At 67.2% G+C, this 14646-nt stretch carries 18 protein-coding genes and 1 pseudogene; 13 read left to right on the forward strand and 6 right to left on the reverse strand.

The window, feature by feature from the left end; all coding sequences use genetic code 11:
- The first annotated feature begins 11 nt into the window (after positions 1–11).
- Both tpg and OG758_RS48205 read left to right on the forward strand, forming a co-directional pair.
- A complete protein-coding gene (gene tpg / locus OG758_RS48200) occupies positions 12–569 on the forward strand; it encodes a telomere-protecting terminal protein Tpg (RefSeq protein WP_326715704.1) in 558 nt (185 codons plus the stop codon).
- A gap of 13 nt (positions 570–582) precedes the next feature.
- Positions 583–1044, forward strand: a complete 462-nt coding sequence (locus OG758_RS48205; RefSeq protein ID WP_326715705.1) for an Imm32 family immunity protein — start codon at positions 583–585, stop codon at positions 1042–1044.
- 20 nt (positions 1045–1064) lie between these two features.
- Here the strand turns inward: OG758_RS48205 and OG758_RS48210 are convergent, their stop codons facing one another.
- From OG758_RS48210 to OG758_RS48220, 3 genes are all read right to left on the reverse strand, one after another.
- Complete coding sequence (locus OG758_RS48210; protein ID WP_326715706.1) at positions 1065–1958, reverse strand: IS982 family transposase; 894 nt, start codon at positions 1956–1958, stop codon at positions 1065–1067.
- Positions 1959–2040: 82 nt separating this feature from the next.
- A protein-coding gene (locus OG758_RS48215) for an IS5 family transposase (protein ID WP_326715707.1) occupies positions 2041–2914 on the reverse strand; the annotation gives its coding sequence in 2 pieces (ribosomal slippage) (positions 2041–2527 and positions 2526–2914; 876 coding nt in all).
- 44 nt (positions 2915–2958) lie between these two features.
- On the reverse strand, positions 2959–3645 hold the full coding sequence (locus tag OG758_RS48220) for a hypothetical protein (protein WP_326715708.1): 687 nt from the start codon (positions 3643–3645) through the stop codon (positions 2959–2961).
- Positions 3646–4021: 376 nt separating this feature from the next.
- On the opposite strand from OG758_RS48220, the gene OG758_RS48225 reads away from it, so the two are divergent.
- From OG758_RS48225 to OG758_RS48250, 6 genes are all read left to right on the forward strand, one after another.
- Positions 4022–4459, forward strand: coding sequence for a hypothetical protein (locus OG758_RS48225; protein ID WP_326715709.1), 438 nt, complete (start codon positions 4022–4024; stop codon positions 4457–4459).
- Positions 4460–5251: 792 nt separating this feature from the next.
- Entirely contained in the window at positions 5252–5701 is a 450-nt protein-coding gene (locus tag OG758_RS48230) for a hypothetical protein (RefSeq protein WP_326715710.1), read from the forward strand.
- Positions 5702–6172: 471 nt separating this feature from the next.
- Positions 6173–6304, forward strand: coding sequence for a hypothetical protein (locus tag OG758_RS48235; protein ID WP_326715711.1), 132 nt, complete (start codon positions 6173–6175; stop codon positions 6302–6304).
- 126 nt (positions 6305–6430) lie between these two features.
- Positions 6431–6682, forward strand: a complete 252-nt coding sequence (locus tag OG758_RS48240; RefSeq protein ID WP_326715712.1) for a YlcI/YnfO family protein — start codon at positions 6431–6433, stop codon at positions 6680–6682.
- A gap of 2 nt (positions 6683–6684) precedes the next feature.
- The gene (locus OG758_RS48245; RefSeq protein ID WP_398378810.1) at positions 6685–7056 is read left to right on the forward strand and encodes a toxin Doc; all 372 of its coding nucleotides are present in this window, start codon (positions 6685–6687) and stop codon (positions 7054–7056) included.
- Positions 7057–7201: 145 nt separating this feature from the next.
- Positions 7202–7873, forward strand: coding sequence for a hypothetical protein (locus tag OG758_RS48250; protein WP_326715713.1), 672 nt, complete (start codon positions 7202–7204; stop codon positions 7871–7873).
- On the opposite strand, the gene OG758_RS48255 is transcribed toward OG758_RS48250, so the two are convergent.
- The gene (locus OG758_RS48255; protein ID WP_326715714.1) at positions 7832–8833 is read right to left on the reverse strand and encodes an ArsR family transcriptional regulator; all 1002 of its coding nucleotides are present in this window, start codon (positions 8831–8833) and stop codon (positions 7832–7834) included. The genes OG758_RS48250 and OG758_RS48255 overlap by 42 nt on opposite strands.
- Positions 8834–8895: 62 nt before the next feature.
- Here OG758_RS48255 and OG758_RS48260 point away from each other — a divergent pair, with 62 nt between their 5' ends.
- Entirely contained in the window at positions 8896–10047 is a 1152-nt protein-coding gene (locus tag OG758_RS48260; protein ID WP_326715715.1) for an MFS transporter, read from the forward strand.
- Positions 10048–10142: 95 nt separating this feature from the next.
- Entirely contained in the window at positions 10143–10943 is an 801-nt protein-coding gene (locus OG758_RS48265) for an IS630 family transposase (protein WP_326715716.1), read from the forward strand.
- A 93-nt stretch (positions 10944–11036) separates the two neighbouring features.
- Here OG758_RS48265 and ltrA read toward each other — a convergent pair whose 3' ends face one another.
- Positions 11037–12473, reverse strand: a complete 1437-nt coding sequence (gene ltrA, locus OG758_RS48270) for a group II intron reverse transcriptase/maturase (RefSeq protein ID WP_326715717.1) — start codon at positions 12471–12473, stop codon at positions 11037–11039.
- 611 nt (positions 12474–13084) lie between these two features.
- On the opposite strand from ltrA, the pseudogene OG758_RS48275 reads away from it, so the two are divergent.
- Positions 13085–13651, forward strand: a pseudogene (locus OG758_RS48275) (IS630 family transposase); the annotation flags it as partial.
- Positions 13652–13671: 20 nt separating this feature from the next.
- Here OG758_RS48275 and OG758_RS48280 read toward each other — a convergent pair.
- On the reverse strand, positions 13672–13794 hold the full coding sequence (locus tag OG758_RS48280) for a hypothetical protein (RefSeq protein WP_326715718.1): 123 nt from the start codon (positions 13792–13794) through the stop codon (positions 13672–13674).
- On the opposite strand from OG758_RS48280, the gene OG758_RS48285 reads away from it, so the two are divergent.
- Entirely contained in the window at positions 13793–14155 is a 363-nt protein-coding gene (locus OG758_RS48285) for a hypothetical protein (protein WP_326715719.1), read from the forward strand. The two genes, OG758_RS48280 and OG758_RS48285, sit on opposite strands and share 2 nt — an antisense overlap.
- A 34-nt stretch (positions 14156–14189) precedes the next feature.
- Entirely contained in the window at positions 14190–14549 is a 360-nt protein-coding gene (locus OG758_RS48290; protein ID WP_326715720.1) for a hypothetical protein, read from the forward strand.
- Positions 14550–14646: the final 97 nt, after the last annotated feature.

Raw genomic sequence — 14646 nt, forward strand, 5'->3', positions numbered from 1 at the left:
GTGGGCAGGCGATGAGCATGTTCGGGGACGGCCTGGACGCTGCGGTGCACAAGGCGTTCACTCGCCCGGCGCCCAAGAGCGCGCCCGCGCAGATGCGCTACCTGGTCAAGCAGTTGGGGGGCACCATGGCGGTCGCCCGGATGCTGCGGATCTCTCAGCGCACCGTGGAGCGGTATGTGAAGGACCAGATCAAAAAGCCCCGCCCTCACCTCGCCGCACGCTTGGAACGCGAGGTGAACAAGCGGTGGCAGCCGCAGATCCGGGCCAGGGCCAAGGCCAAGGCGGTAGCCACGGACGGTATCGTCATCGACACCCGCGCCCGCCTCGGCTACACCGCTCCGATCGGGTCCACCGACCAGGACCGCATCCGGCACCTGACCGTCGCCCTGCCACCCGTCTACGCAGCCCGCCTCTTCGAGGCCCAAGAGGCCGGTGCCGGCGACGCCCGGCTCCAGGAGATCGCGGCCGAAGCGCTCAAGGAGGTCTACTTCCAGGACGGCGGTCGCCGCGCCGGGTCCCTGGAAGAGGTCCGGTTCACGGACATCGAGCACCTCGAGTTCGACCTCTAGACGAGTTGTTCCGATGTACCTGGGTGAGTGGGCGGCGATCTTCGCGGGCATCATGGAGGCTGGCTTTGAAGGAGCGACGCCTGTGAGACTTTTGTCCGATCCCGTTTATGGCGAGGTAGATCTCACCGCGACGGCGAGAGAACTGGTCTGCTTGGCAAGCGCGGTCGCCGAGGGTGCTGGGTTCATCAGTGCTGCGTCCGCGTCTTCGCACGACAGCAATACGCTGGCGGGAATCAAGGTCGGGAAGGCACTCGGTTCCGGTCTCCGCATCGACCTCGATGCCCAGCGGCAAACTCTTGTGATCAGCGGCGATGCCGACGCCAGGGCCATCCTGGCCGAAAATCTGCATGCTATGGCCACGGCCGAAGACGGAAGCCACCTCCACATCGACTACTACCCCGAGCACCCCTACCTGGTGGAGGGATCACTGCCCTTGGTAGTCAATAGTCCGCATGGAGGCATGCCCACGCGATGAACCAGGTCTGCGGCCGAAGATCAGTGGTCGTAGGCGATCAGCGAGCGGGTGACTGGTGCGCCTGTGTTGTTGTTGTGCCAGATCGCAGCGGCCATCGCCAGAATGCGTTGAGCGACGCGTATGGCGACCCCCTCGATGGTCCGGCCGCCGTGTTGTTCCAGGTCAAGCTGGCCTTTGAGGGTGTCGTTGACCGACTCGATGAGCTGGCGGACCTTCTTGAGGATCGGCTCCCTGTATCGCTGCTTCTCCCGCTTGCGAGAGGGCCGCAGTAGCTCTATGCCTTGCTCGGCGAGGGCCTTCTCGAACGGTTTGGACGCGAAGCCCTTGTCCGAGATCAGCACGATGCCCTCGCGCCGGGCGACCAGGTTGGCGTCGACCTCCAGCATCGCGGCGAGGACTTCGCGCTCGCCGATCTTCGGGTCGGCCAGCGCCCACATAATCGGCATTCCGATCGGAGTGCAGACCAGGTACAACCGCAGCCCCCAGAAGAACCGGGAGTGTGAGGCGCAGTAACCGTAGCCGGCCCAGCCGGCCAGGTTGGACCGCTGCACGGTCGGGCGCGACATGCCGCACGGCACCGGGGTGGAGTCGGTGATCCAGTGGTTGTCGAACCAGAAGTCGCTGTCCATTGCCAGCTCCCGGATCATGCGTTTGACCAGGCCGAGGGCCGAGCGGAGCCGCTTGTTGTAGCCCGCGCGTTGTGGCAGATACGGGAACATGCCGGACAGGTGCTTGTTCGCGTAGCGCAACCAGCGGGACTCGGAGTGGAAGCCCAACAGGGCCTGGGCCACGGCCAGGCAGACGAGCTCGGAGTCGCTGAGCAACGGCGGCCTGCCGAGGCATCGAGTTCCTTCGATCTCGTCGTCAACCTTTACGTACAGTGCAGTCAAGAGGGTGTTCAGGTCTGTCGTCACACACGGATCTTGGACACCCTCGCCCCTTCGACGGGCCCGAACTTTGGATCTACTCGTCTAGGGCGTGTTTCAGATGTGCTGGTCACAGCCACTCGTTGATGGCCGCGATGGTCAGGGTCGCTTCGTAGCGAACGGCGAGTTTGTCGTATCTCGTCGCGACCGCGCGGTGGCGTTTCAACCGACCGATCCCGCACTCGACCGCGTGCCGCTCGCGGTAGTCGGCCTTGTCAAACTTCGGCGGCCGACCGCCGTGGATCCCGCGTTTGAGGCGGTTGGCGACCTGGTCACGTTTCTCCGGGATCGTGCAGCCGATCCCGCGTCGTCGCAGGTAGGCCCGGTTCGCCCGCGAGCCATACGCCTTATCGGCGCGGACCTTGTCCGGGCGGTTACGAGGCCGCCCGGGCCCGAGCCGGGGGACCCGGATCTGCTTCAACACCGCCTGGAACTGCGGGGAATCGCCCCGCTGCCCGGCCGTGATGATCAGCGACAGAGGTTTCTGCCCCTGCTCGACTGCGAGGTGGACCTTGGTGGTCAGGCCGCCGCGCGACCGGCCGAGCCCGTGGTCTTCGGGCTCGATTCCGACGCCGCCCGGGGGCTCCTTTTGCAGACCCCCTTTTCCGCGCGCCCGCAGCGTGCTGGTGGGCACGGGCGATCGTGGAGTCGACCGACACATCCCAGGCGATCAGCCCGTCGGCGTCCGCCCGGGCCTGGAGCTGCTCCAGGATGTGCTTCCAGGTTCCGTCGCGCTGCCAGCGCCGGAACAGCCCGTATACGGTCTGCCAAGACCCGTACCGTTCCGGAACATCGCGCCACGGCGTACCGGCCCGGGTCCGCCACCGTATGCCGTCGATCAACTGCCGTTTGGGATGCACCGGCGGCCGCCCCGGCTTCACGCCCACCGGCAACAACGGCTCCAGCCGAGCCCACTGTGCATCCGTCATGTCTCCACGTGCCACAGAACAAGATCATCTCACCTCAAGATCCACATCTGAAACACGCCCTAGGGCTGTGGACGCGTTTCCGGACTCCGGCGCGGTGCCGAGGTGCGAGGCGAATCGCCAACGATGCCCTCCAGGCGGTCTTCGATGATCTCACTCATCCTGCCGCGCTCATGGCTAGCCCGAGCCTTCAGCTCGTTGAGCTGCTCTTTCTCTTCAACCGATGCCGGGCGACCGGCCAGCCCGAGCGTTCTGATGCGCGCCCCGTACGCCTTCAATATCTCTGTTAGAAGACCGTGCGCAGAGGAACTGTGCGTCGGCGGAGGCTCATAGGCATCTCCGTAGTGCGAGAGTGACACATACCAGCTGTCATGCATGACCTCGTCTAGGGCACGCATGCTTTTCGCTGTCGCCTCCCGCTCTTCCTCCCGGAAGCGATCTACGTCGAAGATGCCCAGCTGGATTTCCGCAGATGCCCCATCGAGGACGAACTGCCACGCGCGCAGCGTCGAACGGACGTCAACCAGCCGCCCTATCTCTGCCTGAATCGCCGCGTGCCGACGCGCCTCCTCCGCCTGGGCGCGGGCGGCCTCGATCTCCGTCTCCGCGCGCCTCATATCCGCGCTTCGCTGCAACTCTGCCTGCCTGGCCACTTCGCGTTGCTGATGAAGCGGGCCCCAGTATGCGACCGCAGCGGTGAACAGGGACCCGCCAAGCGCCCCGACCAGTCCGTACACGGCATCTGACATGTGGACCAATGTCGCATAGCCATCTGCGGGCCCGTACCTGCGGTGGCCAACTACGGATTTCAGATTGGCCGACTGAGATGCTCAGTTACACATAGCTGGCGAACGGAGCACGCTGGTTGGCGGATGTCCTGTCTCGGCGAAGAGTGGGCAGTCGCGGAGTTCTCTGGGCAACAGGGCTCGCGTCTCGCGAAAGTCTGGGCAAGGTGGTGGTGTCTCTGTCTTCTCTGGGCAGCCCGGCGCAGTACTTCCTACGCACCCCGAGATCGCCGGCCTCGTCGACCAGGACAGCGCCATGGCGGCCGACGGAGAGCGCTGCCTGATTTCGCTTGCCGGCCACCGTACTTGAGTAGCTGTACTCAGTCGTGCGGTCCGCCCGTTGCTCAACATGGAAGGCATGGCTAAGTGGGTTTTCGATGTCGGCCTGGCCGTCCTGCTGGCAGGGCTCGAAGTGGCGGCGCTGCTTGCTGTCTGGTTCGTCGGAGCCATGGAGAGGTGGGCTGCCAGGGGAGCACCGCTTCCCGATCGGACGGGCCGGGACGTGCTGGTGCTGAGTGTGGCGGCGGCTTCCTCGGCCTCCATCGGGTACGGCTGCTCTCTGGCCGCCTTGCCGGTGGCCTGTGTGTCCCAGGTGGTCATGGCCCTTCTTCTCGTGCTGCTGCTGATCCTGGGTGTGGGAGCCGAGTGCAGCAAGCGGATCAGGAGTGAGCGACAACGGCGCAGTCTTCGGCGGGAGCGACTTCGCTGGCACGAGTCCCAGCGAGACGGCAGCAGCCAGGCCTCGGCGCAGGGCCGTCAGCCTCAGCGGCCGCGCTGATGCGCGGACACTCTCAAATCCGCACCGTGACCGGTGTGTCGAAGACGCCGTCACCGCGCTGATCGCGGGCCCTCACCGCTATCGGCTCGCCGGATTCCGCAACGCGACCTCACTCGGTAGCCAGCCTCCCTGCGCCACGGGCCAGCAACGGCTGGGAGGCGGGCGCCGAGATTGCGTCACCTGCCCACATTTATCTGAGACACCGGTTGGTCCGGTGTCCCGCAGAAGTGTGGGTGCAGCAGGTCACAGGCTCGACATGACCACACCCATCTGAGACAGGACAGCGGATCTTGATGCCCGGGCGACGTGCAACGCGCTCACCTGCCACGACAGCGTCTCCGCAGAGGCCGAAGAGGGCATGATCCGCCAACTAACCCTCTCAAGATTCGCCAACAAAACTTCTCCACACGCGTCTGACCTGCGCATCTCGGACCATGATTCGCCAACTATGAGTCTCGGTCGCAGCTCAACATCGGCAACGCTCGCGACTGTCCGGTCTCCGCGAAGTCCGGGCACCGCCCCGGCGTCTCACGCAAGTGCGGGTACGTGTCGTGTCTCAGCTATGTGTAGGCGGTCTCAGGGTTCTCTGGGCGACAGGGCGTCCGTCTCGCGAAGGTCTGGGCAAGGGCCGTGGTGTCCCGGCTACCTGTGGGCATCCCGGCGGGCCGCGACTCAGACGAGTTCGGCCTGCGGGGCAACCAATGACGCCAAGTGATTTCAGGCAGGTTCTTGGATCACGGCGCGTCGGAAAAGGCGGATGCTTCACGGCCAGCGAGGAGTCAGGATCTCGGCATGGCTACCGAGATCGACGGAGTGATCGAGTGCCGTCCGGGCGCTCGTTTGTGGGGGCCTGACGACGAGGACTCCGTCTGGCACGCCGCCATGGAGCTGTGGCTGCTGAACATCGGCAACGCCTACGACGCGCTGGCCTGCCTCTTCGGCATTCGCAACACCTACGGCTTTCAGCCCCTCGCCGCGGACCGTGGGCTCCCTATGGATGCCTCCGAGACCGTGGCTGGCGAGCACGCTGCCTGGGGGCTCGACAGTGTCCACGGCACTACGTGGATCACCTGGGCCGAGTTGCTTGCCGCCGACTGGCAGGAGACCGATGTCTCCGGCAAGCGGAGCCGGGAGCAGGCGGCCGGCGATGCCTCGCACTGGGGGCCCGTGTGGAGCGTGATGCGCGCGCTGAGTGACCTGCACGGCGCATCCAACGTACGGCTCATCGTCTGGTTCTCCTGACCCTGGGCCCGCCCGGCCTGTGCACAGTGACTTGCCCACAGTTCTTCGAGGCGTCGCTCCGCCCGACGTCCCGCGGAACTGTGGGCACTGCAGGTCGCAGGCTTGATGCGCCCACAGTTTTCTGGAACAGGACAGTGCCGGTCACGAGCCGTGCGGCCGTCATGGCTCCCGCCCGTTACGCCGGCGCATGCCCGGGCTTCTTCGAGACGCAGGACGCGCTGCGCGTCTCACCCAGGTCCGGGTACCGCAGGTCGGAGCGACGCCATACCCGGAGATGTCTGAGACCGGACACCGTAGGTGGCGCCACCGGCCATGTGCGCGCACATCGGACACCCGGCAGACGCAGCCCTCGGCATGCCGAGGGCTGCGCCAAGGCGAGCGGGTACCTGTGCCGGGCTCCGTTGCGGATCTTCGCCTGGCCTTCCGACTCACCCACGAGTACTGGGCTGGTGTCCCGGTAGCGCCCCTTTCATGATCGCCCTCGATGCGCTCGTCCGCCGTGGCCCTCCGCCCGTCAATCCGCCACCCGCGGGGGACTGGGCGCAAGCCGAGCGCGCTCTCGGTGCGGCTCTGCCCGCCGACGACGCCCAGGCTGTCGGGTGACCTCACGGCCTTCCTAACCCACGCCGCGGACGCGGGAGGGAGTCCGGTATGAGTCACGGTAGAGAGATTCCAGTGGATCCCTTGAATCCCGTACCCGTGCTGTACGGCCTGCTGTACGTTCGGAACATGGCATCGAAACCTGTGACAATCCGGGTCCCCGAGGAACTCCACGCCCAGCTTCAGGAGCGTGCCGAGACCGAGGGCACCACGGTGACCGCGCTGATCACCGAGGCCGCGACCAACGCGGTCCGCGACCCCCGCCTCGAAGGCGCCGCGGAGGTCTTCCGGCAGTTCATCGCTGACAACGTCGACGCGTTCGACGCGGCCTTCCCGGACGACGCCCCCAGCCAGCTGGATGCTCCCGGACGCGCTGCCTGACCATGGAGCTCTACATCGACATCCGCTGGCTCCTGGAGCGCCAGGCGGAGGTACTGCCCAAGCACCCCACGGTCCACGACTTCTCCAACCTTGTGGCAGCCGTCGGCCGGCACCGCGTGAACACGCCGAAGGTCGGCGCCACCGTCGACAACGCCTGGCGCGCGGCTGCCCTGATGCACGCCATCATCCGGCTACGCCCGCTCCCGGCCCGCAACGCACTGTTCGGCGCGGGCATCGCCGTGGCGTACATGAACGCCGCCGGCGAAGGCCTCGATGCGCCGTACGGCGCGCTGATCGACCTCGCCCGCGACATCGACGCCGGGCGCAGTGACGGGTACGACGCGGCTGACCGCATCCGCTCCTGGCGCATCTGACCGACCTGGCCTAGGGCCTACCGGGCCCACCGCCACCTGACGCCCCCGGCGCCACTTCGCCCAGAGCAGCACCGTTCGCGCAGGGTGGCCCCGGACCTGTCACTGACGTGCCCGGTCGCACACCGAGGCGCTCTCCGGAGGATCCGTGCAGTTCACCGTCCTGCCCGTCGGCACGCGGCCGGCTTCCCCGCGCCCGGGACAAGCGTTCCTGGTCCGGGACGACTGGGACGACCACCACTTCAAGACGACCTTCAGATTGGTGTATGCCGAGGCAGGCGGTTACCTCGTGGAGATCGGACTGGTCAAGATCGGCCGGTTCGGTATGGCCGCGCCTGCCAGGACGTCGCCGCCAGAGGACTTCGAGGCCCTCGACGGGGCCTTCTTCTCGCTCGGACAGAGCGACGCCTACTACGTGAGACTTTGCGAGCTCGGCGCCGGCGTGCAGCACGCAGTCCTGCGGGCCTTGAACGACGTCGCCTTCAACTTGGACCTCCTCTCCCGCGCACGCACCGAGAGCGTGATGGGTACGTCCCTGCTCCGGTCCGTTGACGCCGATTCCGTCGTTGCCCGGTTCAGGGGCAGCGAAATATCCGCTGGGTCCTCGGCGGAGATCACTGACGTCACCCGGCGACACCTGTTCGACGCGCTCTGCAGCGCCCACTCGCCGCGGCGGCCTGATCAAGCTGCGAGACTCGTGCGCCAGGGGGACTTTGGTATGGCCCAGGAGCTGACGCTTCATGTCCCCGGCCGAGTACACGCCCGGTGGACGTCCCGGTCACGGCGCCAGCTGCGCGTCCATGAGGGCCTGGCCGGCTGACGTGCGGTAGTAGAGGACGGACCGGCCCGCTCGGCGGCGTTCCGCAAGGCGGGCCTCGCGCAGGATGCGCAGGTGGCGGCCGACCGAGCCCAGGGGTAGCCCGGTGAGGGCGACCAGCTGCGTGGTGCTCTTCGGGCTCTCCAGCAGCGCGAGCAGCTCGGCCCTGGCTGAGCCGAGCAGCGCCGAGAGTGCCTGCGGTGCGCGCTTCCTGTCTGCCTCGGCGGCCAGGACGCCCGCGCACGGGTACACCACCGCGAATCGGCGCGCGGTCCAGCCTGCGTCGCCTTCGGGCGGCAGGTCCCAGCAGACCCAGGTCCGGGCGAAGGTCACCGGGACGAACAGCAGCCGAACGTCGGCAAGTTCCAGCGGGGGGCTCTCGTACGCGGTGATCTGCAGGCGGTTGCAGCCCAGCCAGCGCATCCCCGGGCGCATATCGTCCAGCGCGGCGGCCCAGCCGCCGGCCGCGAGGCGCGCGGTGCGGGCGACGACATCCGCATCGACGATCCGTCGGCGACGCGGCCACGTCGGCCGGACGGTCTCCCACCACACCCACTCCAGCAGGTCTGCGGCACGCCTCGCCAGGTCCTCGCGGTCCAGCAGCGGGGCGGGCAGTGAGCCGTTCGACGACTCCGCCAGGTCGGCGAGGGCGGTATCCGAAGGTGTATGCCGGATCCGGGCCAGCTCCTCATCGAAGGCGGCCTCCTCTCCCGTGGGCGTCGGCGTGAGGAAGGTCGCGTTCCAGCGCGGTCCCAGCGCGGCGGGGACGAGCGCCGCGGTGACCGGATCGGCGGCCAACCGCGCGCGATAGTCCGGCTGATGGGCATCCAGCCAGCGGCGCTCGCCGGGGTGGGCCGGAGCGCCGTCGTGCAGCGTCTTCAGTGCCGCGACCGTCTCGGCCAGAGGCGAGGCGACGAAGCAGCTCGCGGCGAGCGTGTCCGCGGTCACCTGCCACCAGCTCATCGGTTTCGCCTCCCTGCGAAAGTCTCCCACCCCGCCGATCACGCCGGACAGACTCCCCGGCCATGCGCACCTACCGCGACCTCTTCCGCACCCCGGAGTTCACCCCGCTGCTGCTCGCCTCGGCGGGGCTGACCGCCGCACAGACGGTCGCCGGCCTGGCCCTCGGCCTCCTTGTTTTCGAATCGACCGGCTCCGCGCTGCTCTCGTCCCTCGCCATGTTCGGCCCCGCACTCGCCCAATTGGTCGGTGCGGCGACGGTGCTGTCCGGCGCGGACCGGCTGCCGCCGCGCGCCGCGCTGACCGGCCTCGCGCTATTCTCCGGCCTGGGCACCGCCCTCCAAGCACTCCCCGGGCTCCCGGTCTGGGCGCTCTTCGCGGTGCTGCTCGGGCTCGGCCTGGCCGGATCGGTCGGCGGCGGGGTCCGCTACGGCCTGCTCCACGAGATCCTTCCCCGGGACGGCTACCTGCTCGGACGGTCGGTCGTCAGCATGTCCGCCGGGATCGTCCAGATCTGCGGCTTCGCGGTCGGCGGCATACTCGTGGCCACGCTCTCTGCGCGCGGCGCCCTGCTCGCCGCTGCCGCACTGCACCTGCCCACAGCCGCGGCGACACGCTTCGGGCTGCGCCCGCGCCTGTCGCGAGCCGAAGGCCGCCCATCGGTCACCGAGACCTGGCGCACCAACGCCCGCCTCTGGTCCTCGGCACCCCGCCGCGCGGTCTTCCTCGCACTCTGGGTCCCCAATGGGCTGGTGGTCGGAGTGGAATCGCTCTACGTCCCCTACGCGCCCGGCAGTGCGGGACTGCTCTTCGCCGTCGGCGCGCTCGGCATGCTGGCCGGGGACCTGCTGGTCGGACGGGTGCTGCCCACCCGCTGGCAGCCCCCGCTCGCCGTCCCTTTGTGCGCACTGCTCGCCGCGCCCTACCTGCTGTTCGCGCTGCACCCGGGACCAACTCTGGCAGCAGGCCTAGTCGCGCTCGCCACGGTCGGCTACGCGTCCGGCCTGCTGCTCCAGGACCACCTGCTGGCTCTCACTCCGGAGGAGTTGAGCGGCCAGGCGCTCGGCCTGCACAGCTCCGGCATGCTGGCGGTGCAGGGCCTGGGCGCAGCAGCGGCCGGAGCCGTCGCCCAACTCACCTCGCCCGCCATCGGGATGGTAATGACTGCGGCGGCATCGCTGACGGTGACGCTGATGTTGGCGCGAAGGCTCGGCTGATGCCATACCAGGCGTCACAACACGGTGAACCTATCCGGCCACGGCACTAGTGTGATGCGCCAGAAATCCTGAGGGTTAGTTACTACCCTGTTGCTATGTCGCATCCGGGTCCTTCTGCTGTGGAGATCACGCTGTCCGAGGCCGAGCGCGCCGAGTTGGTGCGCCGGACGAGAATGCCGGACCGGCGCTCGGCTGAGAAGGCCCGCATCATCCTGGCGTGCGCTGACGGCATGTCGAACGCCGGTGTCGCACGGATCGTCGGCGTCCAGGCCAGGACAGTTGGCAAGTGGCGTCGGGCTTTCGCCGCGGAGCGGATGGCTGGGCTTGAGGACGCCGGCTGGATTGGGCGGCCGAAGGCCGATCTGGTCCTGGACGAGGCTGAGCGGGAGCAGCTGACGCAGTGGGCGCGGCGGGCGAAGACCGCTCAGTTCCTCGCGTTGCGGGCCAAGATCGTGCTGCGTTGCGCGGAGGGCGGGACGAATCAGCAGGCTGCGGCCGACCTCGGCATCGATAGATCGACCGTGGACCGCTGGCGGGCCCGGTTCATCGCCAAACGTCTCGACGGTCTGCATGACGAGCCCCGCTCGGGCCGGCCGCCCTCGATCCTCCTCGACCAGGTCGAGGAGGTCATCGTGGCCACCCTGGAGTCGCCCGCAGGCAGGGACACACACTGGTCACGAGCCTCGATGGCTCAGCACACCGGTCTGTCGAAGTCGACGATCGGCCGGATCTGGAAGAAGTTCGACCTCAAGCCCCACCTGCAGGACTCCTTCAAGCTGTCCACTGATCCGCAGTTCGTCGACAAGGTCGTCGACGTCGTCGGTCTGTACCACCACCCGCCCGAGAAGGCGGTCGTGCTCTGCGTGGACGAGTCGGGTCGGACCGGGGCGCGGTGACACCGTTTCTGGTGTTCCGTTTCCCCGACCCGCCCGCCGAACCGGACGTGCCCGTCTCCGAGCATCCGGCTCTCCACGTGTTCTTGCCTCTGGTCAGCCGACGGCTGGCGGTATTGGCGTCCATGGTGTGGGTATGTTCCGGCCCCGGTATCGGTAGCGGACCACCGGAACCTTCTGGGGTTGGAACAGCGATATCCTGTCCTCGGTCGGTCGTTTCCCGGGGAGGAAACGCCGGAACAAGGATGCCCACGGGACACGAGGATGTCGTTTACGCAGCCAGCGGGTCACCCGATGCCAGGAATACTCATCGAGATAGCCGAAGGTGGCCGCCGACACGCCATGTCGGAAGTAGGCACACCAGCCCCGCAGCACGGCATTCAACTGACGCAGCAGGTCGGACAGATGCCGGTGCTTCGATCTGCCGGTAATCGCCCGGACCTTGTCCACGATGGAGGCCAGGGCCTTCTTCGAGGGGTAGGTATAAACGACGTTCCGGTCGGTGCCCCGTTTCCGCCGGCGCTGGATGTGCCAGCCCAGAAAATCGAAGCCCTCGTCGATGTGAACCACCTGTGTCTTGGCCTCCGACAGGCGCAAGCCCATCGGCGCCAGGACTGCTGCGGCCTCGGCCCGCAGCGCTTCGGCGTGTTGACGCGTCCCTGAAACCATGACCACCCAGTCATCCGCATAGCGGATGAGGCGGCACATGGGCAGGCCGCGTCTGCGACGCGCGGTGCGCTGATAGTCCGATCCATAGCTCTGCCACGTCTCGGCGAAGTGCTCGTCGAGCTCGGACAGAGCGATGTTGGCCAGCAGTGGGGACAGGATTCCTCCCTGGGGAGTGCCGGTGATCGAAGCGCCCTCAGTGCCGTCCGTATGCATGATTCCGGCTTTGAGAAACGCCTTGACCAGGGCCAGGACCCGTTTGTCTCCGATTCGCGCGCGCACTCGGTCCATCAGGGCCGGGTGCGCGATCTCGTCAAAACACGCCTGGATGTCCGCTTCCAGGACCCATTCGTAAGAGCGGGAGCCGAAGAAGTGGATCTCGGCGATCGCATCCTGAGCCCGCCGTTTGGGACGGAACCCGTAGCTGCACGGGAGGAAATCCGCCTCAAAGATCGGTTCCAGCACCAGTTTCAGAGCCGCTTGCACAACTCTGTCGCCCACAGGAGGGATGCCCAGCCGACGGAGCTTTCCACTTCCGCCCTTGGGAATCATCACCTCCCGCACCGGGAGAGGGATGAACGTCTGCGTCTTGAGATCTCGACGGAGACGGTCCAGGAAGAGATCTTCCCGTCCCGACAGCCGCACGGCATGGGCGGAAATTCCATCCACACCTGCGGTTCGGGCACCCCGATTGGTCCGCACCCGCTCCCATGCAACCAGAAGGAATGCGGGGTCACATACGAGGTTGAACAGATCGTTGAACCGGCGACCGGTGTCATCGGTCGCCCATTGGTGCAGCTTGGTCTGGATCCCCAGTACCCGCCGCTCGGCCCAGAACAGGGCGTCCGACGGATCGTCAATATTCATCAACGGACTCCTGGCCTTCCAGAACCGTCACTGCGAACACGCTGCCGCTCTTCGCCATGCGGACGGCTTTCCCGTCCTCGGACTACTACAGCGGCTCCGCCCCGACCGGATGCTGCCGGTGGACGATGCACCTGCCCGCCATCGGCCTGGACGACCGACGGAAAGGGAGGCACCCGGACGGTTCCCACGTTCACTGCCGGATCGATCGACGAATGAGGTGCCCGACTTTGCCCCTGCGGCCTCGCCACGCCTACGCCGCAGGCATTCAACGTGGCCTCCCGACCGACGACTTTAACCGGCCCAGGAGTCACCCCACTCCCCACCTCGGGGAGCGAAATGTGCACCGCAATCCAGCCCACATCCGCCAGATTCGAGCTGGTGGATCTCTTAAGGGGCTTTACACGCCGGTTCCTCACGTGCACCTTTCCGTCTCGCTTGCCGGACCCGCGCCGTCTGGCAGTGCCAGCGCGTCCCGTCGTTGTCGGGGCTGCTTTCCGCCCTTACCGGCACCTCCCGGTTCGAACTGCCCCCAGCTTCGTCGTGCTGCTGCGACAGCACGGCGGCGGAGTCCTTTCACCTCCGCTCGATCCCACAGCGCCTCGTGGCGCACGAAGTCCCAGATCCAGGCACTGGACCGCTCGCAGCCAGTCTTGCCGATGATGCCGGGCATGCCCGAACGCCGGACCCACGACTACTACCGGCACGGCATCACCAGCCTGTTCGCCGCCTTCAACATCACTGACGGCACCGTGATATCTCAACTCCACCGTCGCCACCGGGCGATTGAGTTCAAGAAGTTCCTGGTCCGGATCGACAAGGCGGTGCCCGCCGGGCTCGACGTCCACCTCGTCTGTGACAACTACGCCACCCACAACACCGCCGAGATCAAGTCGTGGCTGGGCAAACACCCGCGCTTCCACGTCCACTTCACCCCGACAGGCTCCTCCTGGATGAACCAGGTCGAGCGATGGTTCGGCCTGCTGACCGACAAGCTCATCCGCCGCGGCGTCCACAGGTCCGTGAAGGCCCTGGAGGACGACATCACCGAGTGGATCGACACGTGGAACGAGAGCCCACGGCCCTTCACTTGGACCAAGACCGCCGACGAGATCCTCAACTCCCTCGCCGACTACCTCACCAAGGTCGGAACGGTCGGCGAGAAAACAGAGCAGAAATAACCCTCAGGATTTCTGGCGCATCACACTAGCGATACGGCGAGGCGTCGGCGCAGCGGCTGTTCACCCGGTCCTTCGTCGGACAGGTGCAGCGTATGGCGCGCCTTGAGCACCTGGCCGCACGTGAAGAAGGTACGCATAGCCATGGGTACGGCAGTCGCTGCGCTGCTGATCGGCGCCGCTGCTGCGACCGCCTCCGGGGCGCAGTCCGAGACGCCTCCGCCGCCGCCCACCCCTGCGTGGGTCAATGCCGACGGCACGGTCGACGAGAGCAAGATGCCGGAGTCCATGCCGCTCATCGGCGCTGACGGCAAGGTGGTCAAGGACGCCAACGGCAAGACGCTTGAGGTCAAGACGCGTGGGCTGCTCAAGCCGTCCGGAGCTCCCGTCGCACCCAAGTCCGCCCCCGCACCGAAGGCAGGGGAGACTCGCACCACGGAAACGGACGCGGACGGACGGGTGACGGAGAACGTTCAGGCTCAGCCGTCGGTGCCGCCAGCCAACTGAGGGCCCTGCGGTCGGCGGAGGAGAGGAGTTCGACATGAACAGAGGTCGACGTGTGTTGCGCCTGCTGGAAGGCGTGTGCGCGGTCGTTATGGTGCTCTTCGCGGCGCTCTTGGTGTTGTCCACCAACTACGACGCCCTGCTGGTCACCTACAGGAACGGCGACCTCTCCTCGACGATCGCGGTCTTCGCCGTGGCGTGCGCCGGCTGGCTGGGGCTGCGCCTGGCTCGCTCCCCTCGGCGTCCTGCGGTCGGGCTGCTCGTTGCTGGTGCGTGCGGCGTTGGGCTGCTGGCCGTGCTGTGGTGGGCGTTCCGTCCCGCAGCGGAGGAGCGGCACGATACGACGCCCACTCCGGGCCCGACGGCTCCTCCGGCACTGCCGACCTCCGGACCGTAATCACCCCGGACAACAAAGCCCTCGGCCATCGTTTTGGTGGTCGAGGGCTCCGTCGATTGGGGCCAGGGCGGCAACCGGCGGGTGACGGGCCCACGTT

Source organism: Streptomyces sp. NBC_01474, assembly GCF_035918215.1.
GTDB lineage: Bacteria > Actinomycetota > Actinomycetes > Streptomycetales > Streptomycetaceae > Streptomyces > Streptomyces aureus.

Coding starts and splice junctions, on each gene's coding strand:
- OG758_RS48290 (WP_326715720.1), top strand. CDS start 14,190: ATGAACAGAGGTCGACGTGTGTTGCGCCTGCTGGAAGGCGTGTGCGCG.
- OG758_RS48265 (WP_326715716.1), top strand. CDS start 10,143: ATGTCGCATCCGGGTCCTTCTGCTGTGGAGATCACGCTGTCCGAGGCC.
- OG758_RS48245 (WP_398378810.1), top strand. CDS start 6,685: ATGGAGCTCTACATCGACATCCGCTGGCTCCTGGAGCGCCAGGCGGAG.
- OG758_RS48255 (WP_326715714.1), bottom strand. CDS start 8,833: ATGAGCTGGTGGCAGGTGACCGCGGACACGCTCGCCGCGAGCTGCTTC.
- OG758_RS48280 (WP_326715718.1), bottom strand. CDS start 13,794: ATGGCTATGCGTACCTTCTTCACGTGCGGCCAGGTGCTCAAGGCGCGC.
- OG758_RS48205 (WP_326715705.1), top strand. CDS start 583: ATGTACCTGGGTGAGTGGGCGGCGATCTTCGCGGGCATCATGGAGGCT.
- OG758_RS48285 (WP_326715719.1), top strand. CDS start 13,793: ATGGGTACGGCAGTCGCTGCGCTGCTGATCGGCGCCGCTGCTGCGACC.
- OG758_RS48260 (WP_326715715.1), top strand. CDS start 8,896: ATGCGCACCTACCGCGACCTCTTCCGCACCCCGGAGTTCACCCCGCTG.
- OG758_RS48240 (WP_326715712.1), top strand. CDS start 6,431: ATGGCATCGAAACCTGTGACAATCCGGGTCCCCGAGGAACTCCACGCC.
- OG758_RS48220 (WP_326715708.1), bottom strand. CDS start 3,645: ATGTCAGATGCCGTGTACGGACTGGTCGGGGCGCTTGGCGGGTCCCTG.
- tpg (WP_326715704.1), top strand. CDS start 12: ATGAGCATGTTCGGGGACGGCCTGGACGCTGCGGTGCACAAGGCGTTC.
- ltrA (WP_326715717.1), bottom strand. CDS start 12,473: ATGAATATTGACGATCCGTCGGACGCCCTGTTCTGGGCCGAGCGGCGG.
- OG758_RS48230 (WP_326715710.1), top strand. CDS start 5,252: ATGGCTACCGAGATCGACGGAGTGATCGAGTGCCGTCCGGGCGCTCGT.
- OG758_RS48235 (WP_326715711.1), top strand. CDS start 6,173: ATGATCGCCCTCGATGCGCTCGTCCGCCGTGGCCCTCCGCCCGTCAAT.